The organism is Spirosoma flavum (assembly GCF_042686045.1).
GTDB classification, from domain to species: domain Bacteria; phylum Bacteroidota; class Bacteroidia; order Cytophagales; family Spirosomataceae; genus Spirosoma; species Spirosoma flavum.
In genome coordinates, this window is sequence record NZ_JBHUOM010000019.1 from 134,193 (window position 1) to 151,012 (window position 16,820).

General features: G+C 47.3%; 15 protein-coding genes and 2 tRNA genes. 9 read left to right on the forward strand and 8 right to left on the reverse strand.

Annotated elements, in window-relative coordinates; genetic code table 11:
- Positions 1-9: 9 nt before the first annotated feature.
- Positions 10-798: a DUF3108 domain-containing protein gene (locus ACFS25_RS17655; RefSeq protein ID WP_381503695.1), complete on the forward strand. Its 789-nt coding sequence runs from the start codon at positions 10-12 to the stop codon at positions 796-798.
- On the opposite strand, the gene ACFS25_RS17660 is transcribed toward ACFS25_RS17655, so the two are convergent.
- Positions 784-1,809 (reverse strand): GNAT family N-acetyltransferase, encoded by a 1,026-nt coding sequence (locus tag ACFS25_RS17660; RefSeq protein WP_381503697.1) that lies wholly within the window; start codon positions 1,807-1,809, stop codon positions 784-786. The genes ACFS25_RS17655 and ACFS25_RS17660 overlap by 15 nt on opposite strands.
- A 39-nt stretch (positions 1,810-1,848) precedes the next feature.
- Complete coding sequence (gene dnaA / locus ACFS25_RS17665) at positions 1,849-3,258, reverse strand: chromosomal replication initiator protein DnaA (protein ID WP_381504565.1); 1,410 nt, start codon at positions 3,256-3,258, stop codon at positions 1,849-1,851.
- 306 nt (positions 3,259-3,564) lie between these two features.
- Between dnaA and ACFS25_RS17670 the strand changes: the two genes are divergently transcribed.
- Positions 3,565-5,004: a methylmalonyl-CoA mutase family protein gene (locus ACFS25_RS17670; RefSeq protein ID WP_381503699.1), complete on the forward strand. Its 1,440-nt coding sequence runs from the start codon at positions 3,565-3,567 to the stop codon at positions 5,002-5,004.
- Between the two features lie 27 nt (positions 5,005-5,031).
- Positions 5,032-7,203: a methylmalonyl-CoA mutase gene (gene scpA / locus ACFS25_RS17675; RefSeq protein WP_381503701.1), complete on the forward strand. Its 2,172-nt coding sequence runs from the start codon at positions 5,032-5,034 to the stop codon at positions 7,201-7,203.
- A 104-nt stretch (positions 7,204-7,307) separates the two neighbouring features.
- Here the strand turns inward: scpA and ACFS25_RS17680 are convergent.
- From ACFS25_RS17680 to ubiE, 3 genes are all read right to left on the reverse strand, one after another.
- Positions 7,308-7,382, reverse strand: a tRNA-Val gene (locus ACFS25_RS17680).
- A gap of 143 nt (positions 7,383-7,525) precedes the next feature.
- A complete protein-coding gene (porT, locus tag ACFS25_RS17685; protein WP_381504567.1) occupies positions 7,526-8,203 on the reverse strand; it encodes a type IX secretion/gliding motility protein PorT/SprT in 678 nt (225 codons plus the stop codon).
- Between the two features lie 62 nt (positions 8,204-8,265).
- Complete coding sequence (ubiE, locus tag ACFS25_RS17690; RefSeq protein ID WP_381503702.1) at positions 8,266-9,003, reverse strand: bifunctional demethylmenaquinone methyltransferase/2-methoxy-6-polyprenyl-1,4-benzoquinol methylase UbiE; 738 nt, start codon at positions 9,001-9,003, stop codon at positions 8,266-8,268.
- A gap of 230 nt (positions 9,004-9,233) precedes the next feature.
- On the opposite strand from ubiE, the gene ACFS25_RS17695 reads away from it, so the two are divergent.
- From ACFS25_RS17695 to ACFS25_RS17710, 4 genes are all read left to right on the forward strand, one after another.
- A complete protein-coding gene (locus tag ACFS25_RS17695) occupies positions 9,234-10,442 on the forward strand; it encodes a dipeptidase (protein WP_381503704.1) in 1,209 nt (402 codons plus the stop codon).
- A 64-nt stretch (positions 10,443-10,506) separates the two neighbouring features.
- Positions 10,507-10,932 carry an ABA4-like family protein gene (locus ACFS25_RS17700; RefSeq protein WP_381503706.1) on the forward strand — a complete coding sequence of 142 codons (426 nt, stop codon included), beginning with the start codon at positions 10,507-10,509 and terminating at the stop codon, positions 10,930-10,932.
- A gap of 17 nt (positions 10,933-10,949) precedes the next feature.
- A complete protein-coding gene (locus tag ACFS25_RS17705; protein WP_381503708.1) occupies positions 10,950-11,726 on the forward strand; it encodes a hypothetical protein in 777 nt (258 codons plus the stop codon).
- 90 nt (positions 11,727-11,816) lie between these two features.
- Entirely contained in the window at positions 11,817-13,124 is a 1,308-nt protein-coding gene (locus ACFS25_RS17710; protein ID WP_381503710.1) for a Gfo/Idh/MocA family protein, read from the forward strand.
- 183 nt (positions 13,125-13,307) lie between these two features.
- On the opposite strand, the gene ACFS25_RS17715 is transcribed toward ACFS25_RS17710, so the two are convergent.
- The 3 genes from ACFS25_RS17715 to ACFS25_RS17725 form a co-directional block, all read right to left on the reverse strand.
- Positions 13,308-13,514 (reverse strand): hypothetical protein, encoded by a 207-nt coding sequence (locus tag ACFS25_RS17715; RefSeq protein WP_381503713.1) that lies wholly within the window; start codon positions 13,512-13,514, stop codon positions 13,308-13,310.
- On the reverse strand, positions 13,490-13,759 hold the full coding sequence (locus tag ACFS25_RS17720; protein ID WP_381503715.1) for a hypothetical protein: 270 nt from the start codon (positions 13,757-13,759) through the stop codon (positions 13,490-13,492). The genes ACFS25_RS17715 and ACFS25_RS17720 overlap by 25 nt, the downstream gene beginning before the upstream one ends.
- Positions 13,760-14,162: 403 nt before the next feature.
- Positions 14,163-14,236 (reverse strand) — tRNA-Ile (locus ACFS25_RS17725).
- A 126-nt stretch (positions 14,237-14,362) separates the two neighbouring features.
- Here ACFS25_RS17725 and ACFS25_RS17730 point away from each other — a divergent pair.
- On the forward strand, positions 14,363-15,625 hold the full coding sequence (locus ACFS25_RS17730; protein ID WP_381503717.1) for an HD domain-containing protein: 1,263 nt from the start codon (positions 14,363-14,365) through the stop codon (positions 15,623-15,625).
- Between the two features lie 152 nt (positions 15,626-15,777).
- Positions 15,778-16,812, forward strand: a complete 1,035-nt coding sequence (lpxD, locus tag ACFS25_RS17735; protein ID WP_381503719.1) for a UDP-3-O-(3-hydroxymyristoyl)glucosamine N-acyltransferase — start codon at positions 15,778-15,780, stop codon at positions 16,810-16,812.
- Positions 16,813-16,820 lie beyond the last annotated feature (8 nt).

Consider the following 16,820-nt stretch of genomic DNA (forward strand, 5'->3'; position numbering starts at 1 on the left):
GCTGTTCGTATGAAGAAGCTATTAATTGGCATCGGTATTCTATCTGTTCTGAGCACTGGATTTGTGGCTCTGAATGCATACCGGCGTGTTGTAAATACCAGTTTCGGACCAGGTGAGCACCTCGAATATCGGGTTCACTATGGTTTTCTCAACGCTGCCGAAGCTGTTGTGGACGTTAGTCCTACCCTTTATAAAGTCAATGAGCGGCCCTGCTATCGTGTTAATGTAGATGCCCGTACATTGGGCGCCTTTGACCTCATAACGCGTATTCGCGATACGTGGCGGTCGTATATAGATACGTCAGCGATTTTGCCGCAGAAATTTTATACTAACCTTCAGGAAAATAGCTATCGCAAGGAAGAAAATATCACGTTTAACCACGAAGCAAATACGGTAAAAGCCGAAGAACGCACAGAAAAAGACGTATTCAAAGTACCCGACAACGTGCATGATTTAATTAGTGGATACTATTTTTTACGGACGATTGATTTCAGTAAACTGAGTAGTGGTCAGGTAATTGAAGTTCCGGCGTTTTACGACGATACGATCTACAATATGAAAGTTCGTTACCGGGGGAAAGACGTTATAAAAACGAAGCAAGGGAAGATTAATGTCATTAAACTAAACCCTGTCTTGCCGCAGAACAAATTGATTAAGGAAGAAGAATCTATTCGAATCTTCGTTTCTGACGATGCGAACAAAGTACCGGTAAAAATTGAAGTCGATTTTTTTGTCGGCTCGATGGTGATGGACCTGAAACGCGATGGCGGATTAAAACAACCACTAAAATATTTTTGAGCCAGATCGAACGGCGCTTAGTAAGCGCCGAAGAACGTTCTCTACAGGATTCAGCCGGTTCCAGCGCATTTCCCAAAATGGTTCCTCGCTTGTGCCGAAGCTTTGATAAAATTCACGAATAGCCAATTTTTCGGGGCTTTCGAAGTCAAAAACCAATGGTTCATCTGCGTCGTTATGCCCGGCCTGTTCACGAATCATTTGGTCAATTAGCAACGTTCGCGCATTTCTCCGGCGGCCTATTTCCGACCCTGCATTAAACAGATAAATAATTCGGTTGCCCTCCTGCACGAATAACGTACCCGCTTCAATGCGCCCATCACAACAGGCATATCGCAACGTGATCAGATTACGCTTGCTCAATTCGATCACCAGATTTCTGACTACTGCGTAGGCCCAGTCGGTCACTCCCCCATCAATATTATCCGCGTGATTTTCGCGAAATAAAGTTAGTAAAGGTTCTGGATCGGTTGACTCCACTATCGTCCAGTTAACGGCTGTACTCATTTCACGACGAGCCCGTCGCAGGTTTTGCTTACGGTCATGGGTATAGTTTTGATAAATTGTGTCGTAGCCGACCGATAGAGCCAGCGTGTGTGTTGTTGCTGCTCGAACCGTGTCAAAAGAAAGCGAAGTATCAGGCTGCTGACGCATACTGACGGTTGAACCATATCGGAAACGTTGCTGCATGACCCGAAAGAATGGCATTGGGTCAAGCGTTTCCTGACGACTAAAAACACCAAGAAATTGACAGAAAAAGGGTTGGTGAACTACCCAGGCACAGGTGATACCAGCAACAACTTTCCGTCGTAAAGGAATCGGCATAACCGTCTGATACTGGCCTGTTTCGTTGGCTATAACAGCACCAACCCATTTCCAGAAAGGGGCAGGTAAAACTATATCCAAATACCAGGAGTAGCCATACAAAATTCGTTGATGAGAATTGGCTATGCAGGCATCCCAGGCGAGGGAGTTAATCTTATTTCGGGGAAGAATTCGTATAGTTATTGCCACAGTGCCCCTTATCGCCGGGTCGTTAGGGTATGACAACAATCATTTAAACATGGCCTTCAGTTTCTCAACAATTTCGCGTGTTTCGGGGTGTTTAGCCACGAGGTCACTTATGGTTTGCACAGCATGGATTACCGTACTATGGTCCCGGCCACCAAAGTGATAGCCAATTGATTTCAGAGACAAATCAGTTTTTTCTTTGGCTAAATACATAGCCACCTGTCGCGGGTGCACTAACTCACGCTTACGGCTTTTTGCTTTTAGGTCAGCAATAGTTACGTTGAAATAACTGGCTACGGCCTCCTGCACCGAGTCAATTGTCACTTCCCGTTCAGAATCAACCACAATGTTCCGCAAAGTTTGCTTGGCTAGTTCGAGGTCAATCTCACGGCGATTCAGCGATGCCTGCGCCATCAATGAGACCATGACGCCTTCCAGTTCACGGACGTTTGTGTTGACACTATGGGCCAGATATTCAATCACATTAGCATCGATATAAATGCCTTCAGCCTGAAGTTTTTTCTGGATAATAACAATGCGCGTTTCAAGGTCGGGCGTCTGTAAATCAGCCGATAAGCCCCACTTAAACCGCGACAATAGTCGATCTTCCAATCCATCTAACGCTCTCGGCGCACGGTCGGAAGTCATGATAATCTGCTTACCCGATTGGTGGAGATGGTTAAATATATGGAAGAAAATTTCCTGCGTTTTCTCTTTCTTCTGCAAAAACTGAACGTCGTCAATCACCAGCACATCCACCTGCATATAAAAAGCCGTGAAGTCGCGAATACCATCTGAACGAACTGCATTCAGAAACTGGTTGGTGAACTTTTCCGACGTTACATACAGGACAAACTTGTTCTGGTTATTATTCTTGATAAAGTTACCAATGGCCTGCACCAGATGAGTTTTACCCAACCCAACGCCCCCATAAATCATCAGGGGATTAAACGACGTGATGCCCGGCCGTTCGGCTACGGCATACCCCGCCGAACGCGCCAACCGATTGCAGTCACCTTCAACGTAGTTATCGAACGTATAACTTGGATTCAAATACGAGTCGAGGGTAAGTGAATCAAGATCTTTGAGCAGAAACGGGCTCTTTAGAATGTCGGGATTGACATTATCAGGTTTGGATGTGTGGGTCGATTTTGTCGTAGGTACATTTACCGTAAGCGGACGATTCTGCTCGTTACCCTTGTCTACAATGATTGAGTATTCCAGTTGCCCATCGCGCCCGATGGCCGTGTCGAGCGCCTTACGCAGGGCGTGAACAAAGTTTTCTTCAAGCCATTCGTAGAAGAATTCACTCGGCACCTGAATTGTTAGTACGTGGCCATTGAGCCGCAACGGAACAATGGGTTCAAACCACGTATTAAAGCTTTGTTCGGGCACAATTTCCCGGATAACATTCAGACAGCGGTTCCACACCGTCGTTACTTCACGCTGCATGCCTGTCTGAGGAGTTACATTCACGGGTATTATAGTTCAGTTACGTTGTTGGATATCAAAAAAGGGAGACAAATGTAGGAAAATAACTGACCAGGCCATGCAGAAAAGGTCACGTTTTTTGAAAGAGTCTGTCTTCCTATTTTCAATGTTAAGCTAAAATTACGCGATTCAAACAGAACGTCAAGGTCCAGATGAAATCCCTTTGAATAATGCAATCGAGGTAGCAAGTTGACACCTTGAAACATGGTTTCTCTACAAAAAGAGAAATAGCTTACTTTTACTCGTACTTTGTCTTAAGCAAATCGAATGGAGCCACTTTTTTCAACGCTATTTCCGGCTACTGACAAATCTGTCTGGCAGGAACAGGTTCGGAAGGAACTAAAACCTGCTCAAAACGGCGAAGATGGATATGAAAGTTTGCGCTGGCATACAGGGGAAGGCTTCGTTCTGGACCCCTATTATACGGCTAGCGACCTTATCGACGGCCCATTAACCGCTCTGACGTTAGAGACAACCCAAGCTGCCCAGAAGCGTAATCCGGGTTGGCTCAACGCGCCAGAACGAACCATAACCACCGGGAAAGCGGACAATATCTATTTGCGCGATGCACTCACGCGCGGGGCCGATGCATTGGTTCTTAACATACCCGGTCAAGCCAACCGAATTGGCGACTTGTTGTCCCGGTTGCTTAACGGTATAAAGCTTAGCGATACGCCCGTTTTTTTTCGCCTGACTTCCGAAAATGCTACTGACTTTATCCAGTCATTAAAAACCGTTGCTCCTTACCAGCTCAAAGGAGGGTTGTTGATGAACACGGGAAACTCAACCGCCGAAGCCACTCGCCTGACGGCTGATTCGCCCCAGTTTCGAACGATATGTGCCAGCAGTCATACTTTCCACAATGCCGGAGCAACCGCAACCCAGGAATTAGCCTTCACGCTGGCTTCGCTGGCCGATACTTATGATCAACTTACCAGTGGTGGACTGACTATTGAACAACTCGTTCATAAAACGATGGTGTCCATGTCTGTCGGTACAAGTTATTTTTTAGAAATCGCGAAACTCCGCGCGCTCAGGGTGTTGCTAACCCGCTTCCTGTCTGCGTACTCGTTTTCCCTATTCTCACCACTTTTTGTTCATTGCCAAACCTCAACGTTTTACGACGCCACAACTACGTATAACACAAACTTGCTTCGAGCCACTACCGAAGCAATGGCGGCTGTTATCGGCGGTTGCGATGTGCTAACGGTTCATCCGTACGATGCGGTTTTGGGTAAGTCAACCGGACTGCCGGACCACGAGATACCGGATAACGAATTGCTGAACCACGGACTGCCGGACCAAAAATCGCCGGATAGTGGCTTTTCTGACCGCATTGCCCGCAACATATCGGTTTTGTTGAAAGACGAAAGTTATTTGGATAAAGTGGCCGATCCGTCGGCAGGGTCATATTATATTGAGACGCTAACACATATGTTGGTCGAAGCGGCTTGGGCATTATTTCTGGATGTCGAAAAACAAGGAGGTTTTTCTAAAGCATTGACCAACGGATTTATTCAGGCTGAAATTGAGAGAGCGTATAAGGCAAAGATCGACGCGGTACGAAATGGAAAGGTTTTGGTGGGTGTAACAAAGTTCCGGTTTGATGAACCATCGAATCAAAAAGACAAGCTATCAAAAAATCACCCAGCGGCCCGTCTTGTCGGTTCGTTACCTGAACACCGGCTGGCCGAGGAGTTCGAATAAACCCATTGTATTGTATCACCAACAAGCATGAGACCCGACTTCACCAACATACCGAATCAGTCAGTAACCGCTACAGAATCGCATGGCGATAAGCAGTCGGCAGAAGCGGTCGAAAAACCCGGAACGCCAGCCTACTTCCTGACAGCCGAAGGCATTAAACTGAGAGCCAGCTTTACAGTTGTTGACGTTGCTACGGCTGATCACCTGAACTACACGGCTGGTGTTCCGCCGTTTCTGCGGGGACCATACGCCAGCATGTATGTTCGGCAACCCTGGACAATTCGTCAATATGCGGGATTTTCAACCGCCGAAGAATCAAATGCTTTCTACCGACGGAACCTGGCAGCGGGGCAAAAAGGCTTATCTGTCGCGTTCGATCTGGCTACGCACCGTGGCTATGATTCCGACCATCCACGCGTCGTTGGCGATGTAGGGAAAGCGGGCGTGGCCATTGATTCGGTTGAGGATATAAAGATTCTGTTCGACCAGATTCCCCTCGATCAAATGTCGGTATCGATGACTATGAACGGGGCAGTGCTCCCTATTATGGCGTTTTTCATTGTAGCCGCCCAAGAGCAGGGCGTTCCACCCGAAAAATTATCCGGCACGATTCAAAATGATATTCTGAAGGAGTTCATGGTGCGGAACACCTACATCTACCCACCCGAACCATCCATGCGCATCGTCGGCGACATTTTCGCTTATACGGCCCGGCATATGCCGAAATTCAACTCTATAAGCATCAGCGGGTATCACATGCACGAAGCGGGCGCACCGGCCCATCTTGAACTAGCTTACACCCTGGCAGATGGTCTGGAATATATCCGGACGGGGTTACGTGCGGGTATGGGCATAGACGATTTTGCTCCGCGCCTATCGTTCTTTTGGGGAATTGGCATGAACCATTTTATGGAAATCGCCAAACTCCGAGCGGGCCGACTGCTGTGGGCCAAAATTGTGAAGCAGTTTGACCCTAAAAATTCAAAATCGCTGGCTCTACGAACGCACTGCCAAACGTCCGGTTATAGCTTGACGGAGCAAGACCCGTTCAACAATGTGGCCCGAACAACGATTGAAGCCCTGGCTGCCGTGCTGGGTGGAACGCAAAGTTTGCATACGAATTCATTGGACGAAGCGATTGCCCTTCCAACTGATTTTTCGGCCCGGATTGCCCGTAACACACAACTTTATTTACAACACGAAACCGACATTACCCGCGCCGTTGACCCCTGGGGCGGGTCCTATTATGTCGAGTTTCTGACGAAAGAATTAGTTGAAAAAGCATGGGCCTTGATAGAAGAAGTGGAGCTATTGGGTGGTATGACTAAAGCTATTGAAACTGGTTTACCCAAACTCCGTATTGAGGAAGCAGCCGCCCGCAAACAGGCTCGTATTGACTCAGGCAAAGATGTGATTCTGGGCGTAAACAAATACAAAACGGAGTTTAAGACTGAGATTGATGTATTAACAATTGACAATCAGGCTGTGCGCGAAACGCAGGTAGCAAGGTTGGAAGGAATAAAGGAAACGAGAGACAACAAAACAGTAGAAGCAGCTCTGAATGCCATTACGAAAGCCTGTCAACCAACATCGACTGATAAACCCGAAAATTTGCTCGCCCTCGCTGTTGAAGCGGCTCGCCACCGCGCTACTCTTGGCGAAATCTCTGACGCTATGGAAAAAGCATTTGGTCGCCATAAGGCTACAATTCGGGCTATATCCGGTATTTACGCAGCTGAAGTTTCTGACGATGAAAATTTCCGCCTGGCCCGCGAGATGAGTAATCGTTTTGCCGAACTCGATGGGCGACGTCCCCGAATTCTAGTGGCTAAAATGGGCCAGGATGGCCACGACCGGGGTGCCAAAGTCATTGCTACAAGTTTTGCTGATCTGGGTTTCGATGTTGATATGGGCCCTCTGTTCCAAACACCGGAAGAAGTAGCTCGGCAGGCTGCCGAAAACGACGTTCATATTGTAGGCGTATCGAGTCTGGCAGCGGGTCATAAAACGCTCGTCCCACAACTCATTGACGATCTTAAAAAGATTGGCCGCGACGACATTATGGTTATCGCAGGGGGCGTCATTCCGGTAGGCGATTATCAGTATTTGTATGATGCGGGCGTAAAAGGAATTTTTGGGCCAGGAACGGTGATCTCGATAGCCGCACAGAAGATTCTGAAGGAATTAATGAAGGAGTGAGTGGACAAACCAGCATACAATAAACAGAAAGTAAAAAATACTTAGTGTTATAATAAAGCAAAAACCCCTCAGAAATCATTTCTGAGGGGTTTTTGCAATTTTTGTGGGAATTACTGGGTTCGAACCAGTGACCCTCTGCTTGTAAGGCAGATGCTCTGAACCAGCTGAGCTAAACTCCCTTTTTAATTTTTCCGTCTTCGATTCCGTCTTGTGGTTGGTGTCGTTTGGGAGTGCAAAGATAAGGGGCTAAATCGCTTTCTTGCAAGTCTACGCAAAAAAAACTTAAACTTTTTGCAATCAGTTGATTGACAAGGTACTTCAATTACTCAAAATTTAAGTACAACGTCACAGAATGCGTAGTGAGCCTGTTAATGCCAATACCAGCAACGTTGCTGGTAGGGCGATAGAGATTGACAAGACCGTGGGAGAAGCGGAGTTCGGGGGCAAACTTGAAGTATTCAAAAAACTGTTCAAAACCGATACCGTACTCAATTGCGAAATCCATCGTGCCGGTGCTTAGCTTACTGACACCCTGAATCTCCTTTCGGCGTACGTTACTTTCAACGCTAAACGTACCACCCGCCAGTAAATACATCCGACTGTTGTTACGTCGTTCGGATTTATATTTTAGTAGCAGCGGCAAATCAATCCAGGTCGATTCGCGCGTTTCGGTTTTTGACGTTCCTCCAGGATAATCATACTTCACCTCGCGGCTAAAAAGAGATACCGAGGGCGTCAGCCGTAAGTCAAAATGCTTGCTGAGGTAGGTATTGACAACAAAGCCAACCCGAAAGGCGGGTTTATTAGGCGAATAGATTCGGTAAGCCGAATCAGCCGTTAGAAACTGCGGGCTATAGCCAACACTGAATCGGGTAACGGGCGCGGCAAAGAAAAAGCCGTAATGAATCGTCTTGTCGTCGTAGCGTTCAAGATGCTTGCGGACGTATTTATAGCTTGTCTGTGCCTGTGTCTTAACATGAAAAAGATTAATCAACAGCATAATGAGGCCAACCTGCACCGACAACCGGGCAATATGGTTTTTCACAGCTTGATTTGACTTGGCTAGCTTAGCTTGTGACCGATGTAAATTGACGCAACGCCGAAGGTGAGCGGTATCCATTTGGTATTTTTGAATCCAGCCGCTTCATAGATACGCAGAAAGTCGGGACCGTCGGGAAACGCCTGCACTGATTCGGGCAGGTACGTATAAGCCGATGAGTCTTTGCTCACTACGCGCCCAATGAGCGGCAGGATGGTACGGGAGTAAAAACCGTATAGTTGTTTAAAGGGAAACTGGCGCGGGTTCGAGAACTCCAGTACCACGCACACACCACCGGGGCGTGTAACACGGTGCATATCGGTCAAGCCTTTAAGCAGGTTCTCAAAGTTGCGCACACCAAATGCAACGATGACAGCGTCGAAATCATTGTCCGACAAAGGTAAACCTTCTGAATCGCCGGTCCGCATTTCAATGATTTGATCGACACCACGCTTTCTCATTTTATCGCGCCCAACCGATAACATCCCTTCCGAAATGTCCATGCCAACGATCTTCTCCGGCTTGAGCACCAGAGCTTCCAGCGCAAAATCACCCGTACCAGTGGCAATGTCGAGGATACGTTTGGGCGATTTGGTGGCAGCTTTGCGCAGTTCACGTATTGCCCGTTTGCGCCAGAGAATGTCAATACCACCACTCAGGACGTGGTTGAGCAAGTCATATTTCGGCGAAATACTATCGAACATTTCAGCGACCTGTTCGCGCTTAGAGGTGTCTTTATCTTTGTAAGGAACGACGGACATTGGATGTTGAGCGGAAGAGTGCCGCAAGGAATGTTGAAAGAACAGATTACCGTAGCGATAAAGGATGAACGGCCAGCTTTGTTTATTCGCTTACTAAATCCGTTTATCTGCCCCTTCGTTTGTCAACAAAGGTAGTGGGATAACAGCACGTTACAGACGAAAGTTTGATATTCCGGTAGGCAATGTGTAGTTTCGAGGGAATGTCATTCCTCTCTACAATCTGATTTACTATGCTCCCTTTTGTTTTTTCAACCTTACTCGCCCTGAGTTCGTTTATGGCTCAGTCGCCCGGCGATGATGATAAATTAGCTAAAAAAGCCCGTAAGATTCATCAACACGTTTTGACGCTCGACACCCACGCCGACGCGCCAATTATGATGCAGCGACCCGGTTTTGATGTGGGCGTTTCGCACGATACCAAACGCGATGGGTCACAAATCGACTTTCCACGCATGAAAGACGGCAGTATGGATGCCATGTTTTTTGCCGTGTACACATCGCAGGGACCCCGCACTGACGAAGGCCACGCCGAGGCTAAACGAAATGCGCTAAACCAGTTTGATTTAATTCATCAGGCACTGAAAAAATACCCGGAACAAGCTGAATTAGCTACCTCCCCGACCGATGCTTACCGAATAAAGAAGGCGGGTAAACGGGCCGTTTTTATCGGTATGGAAAATGGGTATCCAATTGGCAGTGACTTATCTATGCTTAAAACATATTACGATTTGGGCTGCCGCTACATTACGTTAACGCACTTTGCCAACAACCTGATTGGTGATTCATCTACCGATCCTGATGGCCCCATTTATGGTGGTCTCAGTGAGTTCGGAAAAAAAGTAGTGCCGGAAATGAATCGACTTGGTATCCTGATCGACGTGTCGCACGTGGCTGACAGCACATTTTACGATGCACTGGCACTCTCAAAGGCGCCTGTCATTGCCTCGCATTCCAACTGCCGGGCCTTGTGCGATTTCCCCCGTAATATGACTGATGATATGATTCGGGCCATTGCCGCCAAAGGGGGCGTTGTACAGGTGAACTTCGTTAGCGATTACCTCAAAAAACCGTCGGATGCCAATCGGGCGGCTAAAACCAAAATCAGAATGTCGCGGGTTGGTAAAGTGGCTACGCCCGATATGGAAGCCCGGATTACAGCCTTGAGCGATTCGGTTTCTAAAATCTACGCATCGGAGCGGGCCAGTTTGTCAGACATTGCTGATCATATTGATCACATTGTTAAAATAACCAGCATCGACCATGTTGGCATCGGTTCAGATTTTGACGGAGGTGGGGGCGTTAATGGCCTCGAAGACGTGAGCGAAATCGAAAACCTTACCCTTGAACTTGTTCGCCGGAAATATTCCGAAGCCGACATTGCAAAAATATGGGGTGGCAATTTGCTGCGGGTGCTGGGTCAGGCCAAGGTCGTTAACTGATGTAACCGTACACCGGGTTTTAAACCCGGTGTACGGTTAACAAAAACTAAACTATCCTTTCTGCATGGCTCCTGAATCTGTTTTTAGTCTGGCGAGTACGCTCGTATTGCCGCAGTGGTTGCTCATGATTGTTGCCCCACGCTGGTTCGTGACAAAATGGTTGATGAACTCGTATTTGATTCCGGTGTGTCTAGCCATCATCTATGTAATCTATTTGTTCAGCGGAGGGCCGGTCGATTTTGCCGCCTTTGGGACATTAGCGGGTGTAAAAGCATTGTTTGCGAAAGGCGGTGATGGGGTCATGCTGGCAGGTTGGGTGCACTATCTCGCCTTTGATCTGGTAGCGGGAACCGTTGTTGTTCGCGATGCGCAGGAGAAAGCAATTCCGCATTGGTTCATCGTGATTCCCTTGTTTTTTTGCTTTATGCTCGGGCCGGTTGGCTTGCTGTTGTATTGGCTAATTCGTATTGTGCGGACTCGAACGGTCTAATGAAACCACCAGTTCTTATGAGCGATTTATTAACCTCCATACAGTCACGAAATGCCACGTTGTACCAGTTGGGCTGGCTGTGTGTGGCCGCTGTGCTTATTTGCACCGTAATGGCTTTAACGACCCCGACACAGGTGCTGGGCATCAACGCCTACATAAAGCCCATTAAGTTTCTGGCGTCTACGGCTATCCTTTGCTGGACGATGGCCTGGTATATGGCCGAACTTCCCCAAAAGGGCAGTGTACGGGCCTATTCCTGGATGTTTGTCGTTGTTTTTATTATTGAACTAGGCATTATTATCTGGCAGGCCAGTCGGGGTAAACTGTCACATTTTAACATCTCGACCCCAACAGACGGTCTTTTGTTTAGCCTGATGGGCGTGGCCATTACAGTGTTTACCGTGTGGACGGCTTATATTGGTTTCTTATTTTTTCGACTCGACACGGCGACTATTAGTTCGGCCTACCTGTGGGGTATTCGTCTTGGAATTTTACTCTTCGTTGTTTTTGCTTTTGAAGGATTCATGATGGTCTCCCATCTAGGCCACACAGTAGGTGCGCCTGATGGAGGGCCGGGCTTACCCGTACTCAACTGGAGTACCCGCTATGGTGATCTGCGGGTTGCCCATTTCTTCGGGATGCACGCACTGCAATTGATTCCGCTGTTCGGCTACTACATCGCCCGCCAACCGCGCCATGTTATTATCCTGTCGGCAGTCTATTTTATACTTGTTACTGGTTTACTGATGCAGGCTTTAGCTGGTAAACCCTTAATCGCTAATCTGGATAACTGATGGTAAAAAATGGGTGGATTTTTCTTTAATGGTATAGGGACTGATAATAGGTCTGTCTCAACGTCATAACGTCTACTCTTTCCTTACCTGATGAACCGTACTGATTTTTTAAAAACGTCTGCAATTGCCGGAGCCTCACTGATCACTGATCCTGTTCAGGTCCGGGCATTTATTACCCGAAAATCCGCACAAAAATACCGTACAGCCGTAGTCGGTGCTGGTTGGTGGGGCGGCAATATTCTGCGTTGCGCGGTGCAGGCGGGCGAATCGAAAATCGTTGCGCTCTGTGATGTAGATAGTCGACAACTCAAAAAGACGAGTGAAGAACTCAGTAAGCTAACATCTGATCAGCCAAAGTTATATAGAGACTACCGTGAAATGCTCGTGGCCGAGAAACCCGAAATTGTCATCGTGGCCACTCCCGACCACTGGCATCCGCTCATAGCCATCGCAGCCATGCAGGCGGGGGCACACGTGTATGTGGAAAAACCCATTAGCCATACCATCAACGAAGGGAAGGCAATGGTGCGGGCGGCTCGACAAACAGAGCGCATTTGTCAGGTTGGAATGCACCGGCGCGTATCCCCTCATAATGTGTCGGGTATGGAATTTCTGAAGTCGGGAAAGGCTGGAGAAATTGGTATGGCGCGGGCGTTTGTTAGTTATGGCGGTGGGGCGGGTCAGCCTACACCTGATGGCGAGGCACCCAAAGAAATGGACTGGAACATGTGGTGTGGACCTGCTCCGTTGCGAGCCTACAATCCGGCAATGCATCCGAGAGGCTGGCGTAATTTTCTGGATTATGGCAATGGCACTCTCGGCGACTGGGGCATTCACTGGATGGACCAGATTCTTTGGTGGACCGACGAAAAGCATCCGCGAAAAGTATATTCAACGGGTGGGCGGCCCATCAAAAAAGATAGTACCGATGCGCCTGACCACCAGGTAGCTACCTACGAGTTTGAGAACTTTACCGTCGTGTGGGAACAGCGGGCATTCGCGGGTAATACCGCCGAGAAAACTATGCCTAATCAGGCGGTTGGCGTTTACTTCTACGGAACTGAAGGTACGTTTCACATGGGTTGGCTGGACGGCTGGACATTCTACCCATCGGACCCCAAAAAACCAACGATTCATCAGGACCCTCAACTTAACAAACCCGACGATCAGAATATCGCGCAACTCTGGACTAACTTTCTCGATAGCATCAAAACAAAAAAACTACCCATCTGCGACATTGAAATTGGCCAACGCTCAACCAATATGGCCCTACTGGGCATGTTGTCGATGAAACTCGGGCGCAGTGTGGCTTGGGATGGCGAGCAAATTCCCAATGATCCCGAAGCGAATAAACTACTCAGTCGCGCCTATCGGGGCGAATGGCAATATCCGGTGTAAAATAAAAAACTGCCACATCGAAATAATGTGGCAGTTTTTTATTGGCTGGACAATCGTTAGTTAGCAACTGGTCGTCACTTCAGTGTGCTTAAGTCAATGCCTGCTGGTCGGGCATAGCGAGAGATCCTCTTGTAATCAGCCGTAGTATGACCGGATACAACGCTCAATACAACCAAGTTTCATTTACTCCGCAACCGCACTAGACTCTGCTACCAGTGCGTCACGCTTTGTGGTAATCTGCTCAACGGCCTCAGCAATCGATCCTGTCCAGGCAGATGCTTCTTCGGGTTCGCCTAATTCCACGTGGCGTTCCATAAGTTGCGTGTAAGCGGTAATGATATCATTCAGTTTACTGATCTTGTCAGTTAATTCTTGCTTGGCAGTTGACATGATTGTGTTTGTTTACGGTGAATACTTTTGCTCTCTCCGGTTTGTTCCTGTGTATTATCCCCAACATAAAGGTTATCGTAATAAGCCTTTATGTCATTTAGTCGCTTCTGGCAATCGGCTAGCTTATCTGCATTTTCGCTTGCCCATTTCTCGGCTATGGCTTTTGTTAGTCCACTCGATAGTTTGCTGATTATCTCTTGCAGAATAAGTATACGTCCTTCTACTAACTGTCTATGATTTGGCATGTGTTATTGACTCGAACTGGCACAAGTGGCTAATTCGTGAATAACACATGGCAGTGTATTTATGTTAGAAGAGACATTTACATGTAGTAGTTCAATAGATATGCTACAGTTGGGAAGGGGGATAAAATAGGATAAAGCTACGTTTTTGCCCCTCTCTTAAAGAAGCTAATTTTTTTGTCTTCTAATTTGGTACAGTACCGAGAAAACTCAAATGGTGCTAAGTGTAACGAATCTATTGAACCACTACAGAATAAAATTCTAAGCATCATAAACTCAATATTTAAGAAAAGATACTTTTATAAAAAGCAAAAGATGGAGCATTATTGAAAAAATGTTTTGCAACTTTTACAGCAACCAAATAAAAAAGCCGCCTAACATTCCTGCTAAGCGGCTGATTATCAAGTGGGCCAGGTAGGGCTCGAACCTACGACTTACTGATTATGAGTCAGGCACTCTAACCAACTGAGTTACAAGCCCATTGCTGATTGATTGCTCAGATTCAGCGTACAAATTTACAGCTTTTTTGACACGATAAACAGAAATGGCCGGATTTTCGAGTTATTAGTCTGTTAATGCTGTAACCCTGTCTGGTATCTTTGTTCAATGGCAACGCCCAATAAGAAGAAAATTCTCAATGATCCCGTATACGGGTTTATTACGATTCCAACCGAGTTGCTTTTCGATTTGGTCGAACACCCTTACTTCCAGCGACTTCGGCGTATCAAACAATTGGGCTTGTCGGAGTATGTTTATCCGGGTGCTTTGCACACGCGCTTTCACCACGCGCTTGGCGCTATGCACCTCATGGGCCAGGCGATGGGTACGCTGCAAAGCAAAGGACATTACATTAGCAACGACGAATGTGAGGCTGCCCAAATTGCCATTTTACTACACGATATCGGCCACGGACCGTTTTCGCACGTGCTTGAGAGTTGCCTGTTAGACAATGTACCACACGAAGAAATTTCGCTGCTACTCATGCATGATCTCAACCGGCAATTTGGCGGAGCCTTAGCAATGGCCATTCGCATGTTTGACGGAACGTACGAGCGGGTATTTTTCCACCAGCTTATTTCGAGTCAGTTGGATATGGACCGTATGGACTACCTCAATCGCGACGGGTATTATACGGGTGTGGCAGAGGGCGCTATTGGCGCTGAGCGTATTATCAAAATGCTTGATCTGGTAGACGATCAATTGGTGGTCGAAGCCAAAGGTATTCTAAGCATCGAGAATTTTTTGAACGCACGCCGGTTGATGTACTGGCAGGTTTATCTGCATAAAACGTCCATCTGCGCCGAGTCAATGCTCATTCAAATTTTGCGCCGGGCACGATTCCTGATTCGGCAAGATGGGGCAGAACCCGTTTTTGCGCCAGAGTCATTTCAGTTATTTTTACAAAAAGGTGTTTCGCTGGCCGATTTTCAGACCAGCCGAACTTATATCGATGCCTTTACCCATTTAGATGACATTGATGTCTGGTTCTGTATTAAGCAATGGGCATTGCATCCTGACCCTGTACTTTCGACGCTTTGCCAAATGCTGCTCGACCGGAAGCTGTTTAAAATCATGCTATCGACGGAGCCATTTGCGGGAGAATTATTGACCGAAGTTGAAAGCCAGCTTCATCAAATGGGGTTGCCCGATGAGTTGCTTTCTTACTTTCTGGTCGAAGGCCAGGCAACCAATGCCGCCTACTTACCCTCTGAAGACCACATTAGCATTAAACTCAAAACCGGTAAGGTCATAGATATTGCCGATGCTTCGGACCTGTCGAATATCCAGGTATTAACTAACATCGTACGCCGATATTATGTCTGTTGGGCGAAGGATTTGACCATACTGACCAAGTCAATAAATCAGTGAGTAGACGGCGCTGTACCGTTTTCTAGCTTACGTGTCTACATGACTCGCCAACTATTTCCGGTTATTTTACCCGCAAAGTGCAATTTGTTAGTTACCTTAGCGCCCCAATTGCTCGTCGATATTGAGCGTTTTGAGACGGCCGTCATACGTATATGAAGTTTACAGTCAAGCAGATTGCCACACTGCTGGAGGGCGAAGTAGCCGGAAATGATACACTGGCAATCACCGGGTTATCTAAAATTGAAGAAGGGAAACCAGGCGATATTTCGTTTCTGTCGAACCTAAAATATGAACCGTATCTGTATACAACGCAGGCATCAGCGGTGATTGTTGACCATTCCTTTCAGCCTAAAAAGCCTGTTCTTTCTGCCTTGATCTTTGTGGAAAATTCCTACTCAGCCTTCACCAGGCTGTTAGAGGAATACTACAAGCAATTAAGTTTTTCGAGAATTGGTGTCGAACAACCATCGTATATCGGCGACGGCTGTCAACTTGGCGAACAAATATACCGGGGTGCCTTTTCTTACATTGGTAAGAACTGCCAGATTGGGCGAAACGTCAAGATTTATCCTCATGCTTACATTGGCAACAACGTTTGCATCGGCGACAACTCCATAATTCACCCAGGTGCCCGTATTCTGGACAACTGTGTTATTGGGCAGTACTGCGTTGTTCACCCCAATGCCGTTGTTGGAAGCGAGGGATTTGGCTTTGCACCGCAGCCCGATGGCACATATAAAACCATTCCACAACTCGGTAACGTCATTCTGGAGGACTTCGTGAATGTTGGCTCTGGTACAACAATCGACTGCGCCACAATGGGTTCAACCTATATTCGAACGGGTGCTAAACTGGATAATTTAATTCAGATTGGGCACAACGTTGATATTGGCCGAAACACGGTGATTGCGGCTCAAACGGGTATTTCGGGCTCAACGAAAATTGGTGCTAACTGTGTTATCGGTGGGCAGGTTGGCTTTGCCGGTCACCTTATCATTGCTGATGGCACTAAAGTCGGAGCGCAGTCGGGAGTGGGTAAAAATGTGGTGGAAGAAGGCACAGCCCTCAATTGTTCGCCTGCTTTCGGCATGAAAGAAAGCATGCGTTCCTTAGCCATTTTTCGAAAATTGCCAGCGTTAGAACAGCGGTTGACAGTGCTGGAAAAGAAAAACAAAAAAGAGTCGTAAGTGATAGC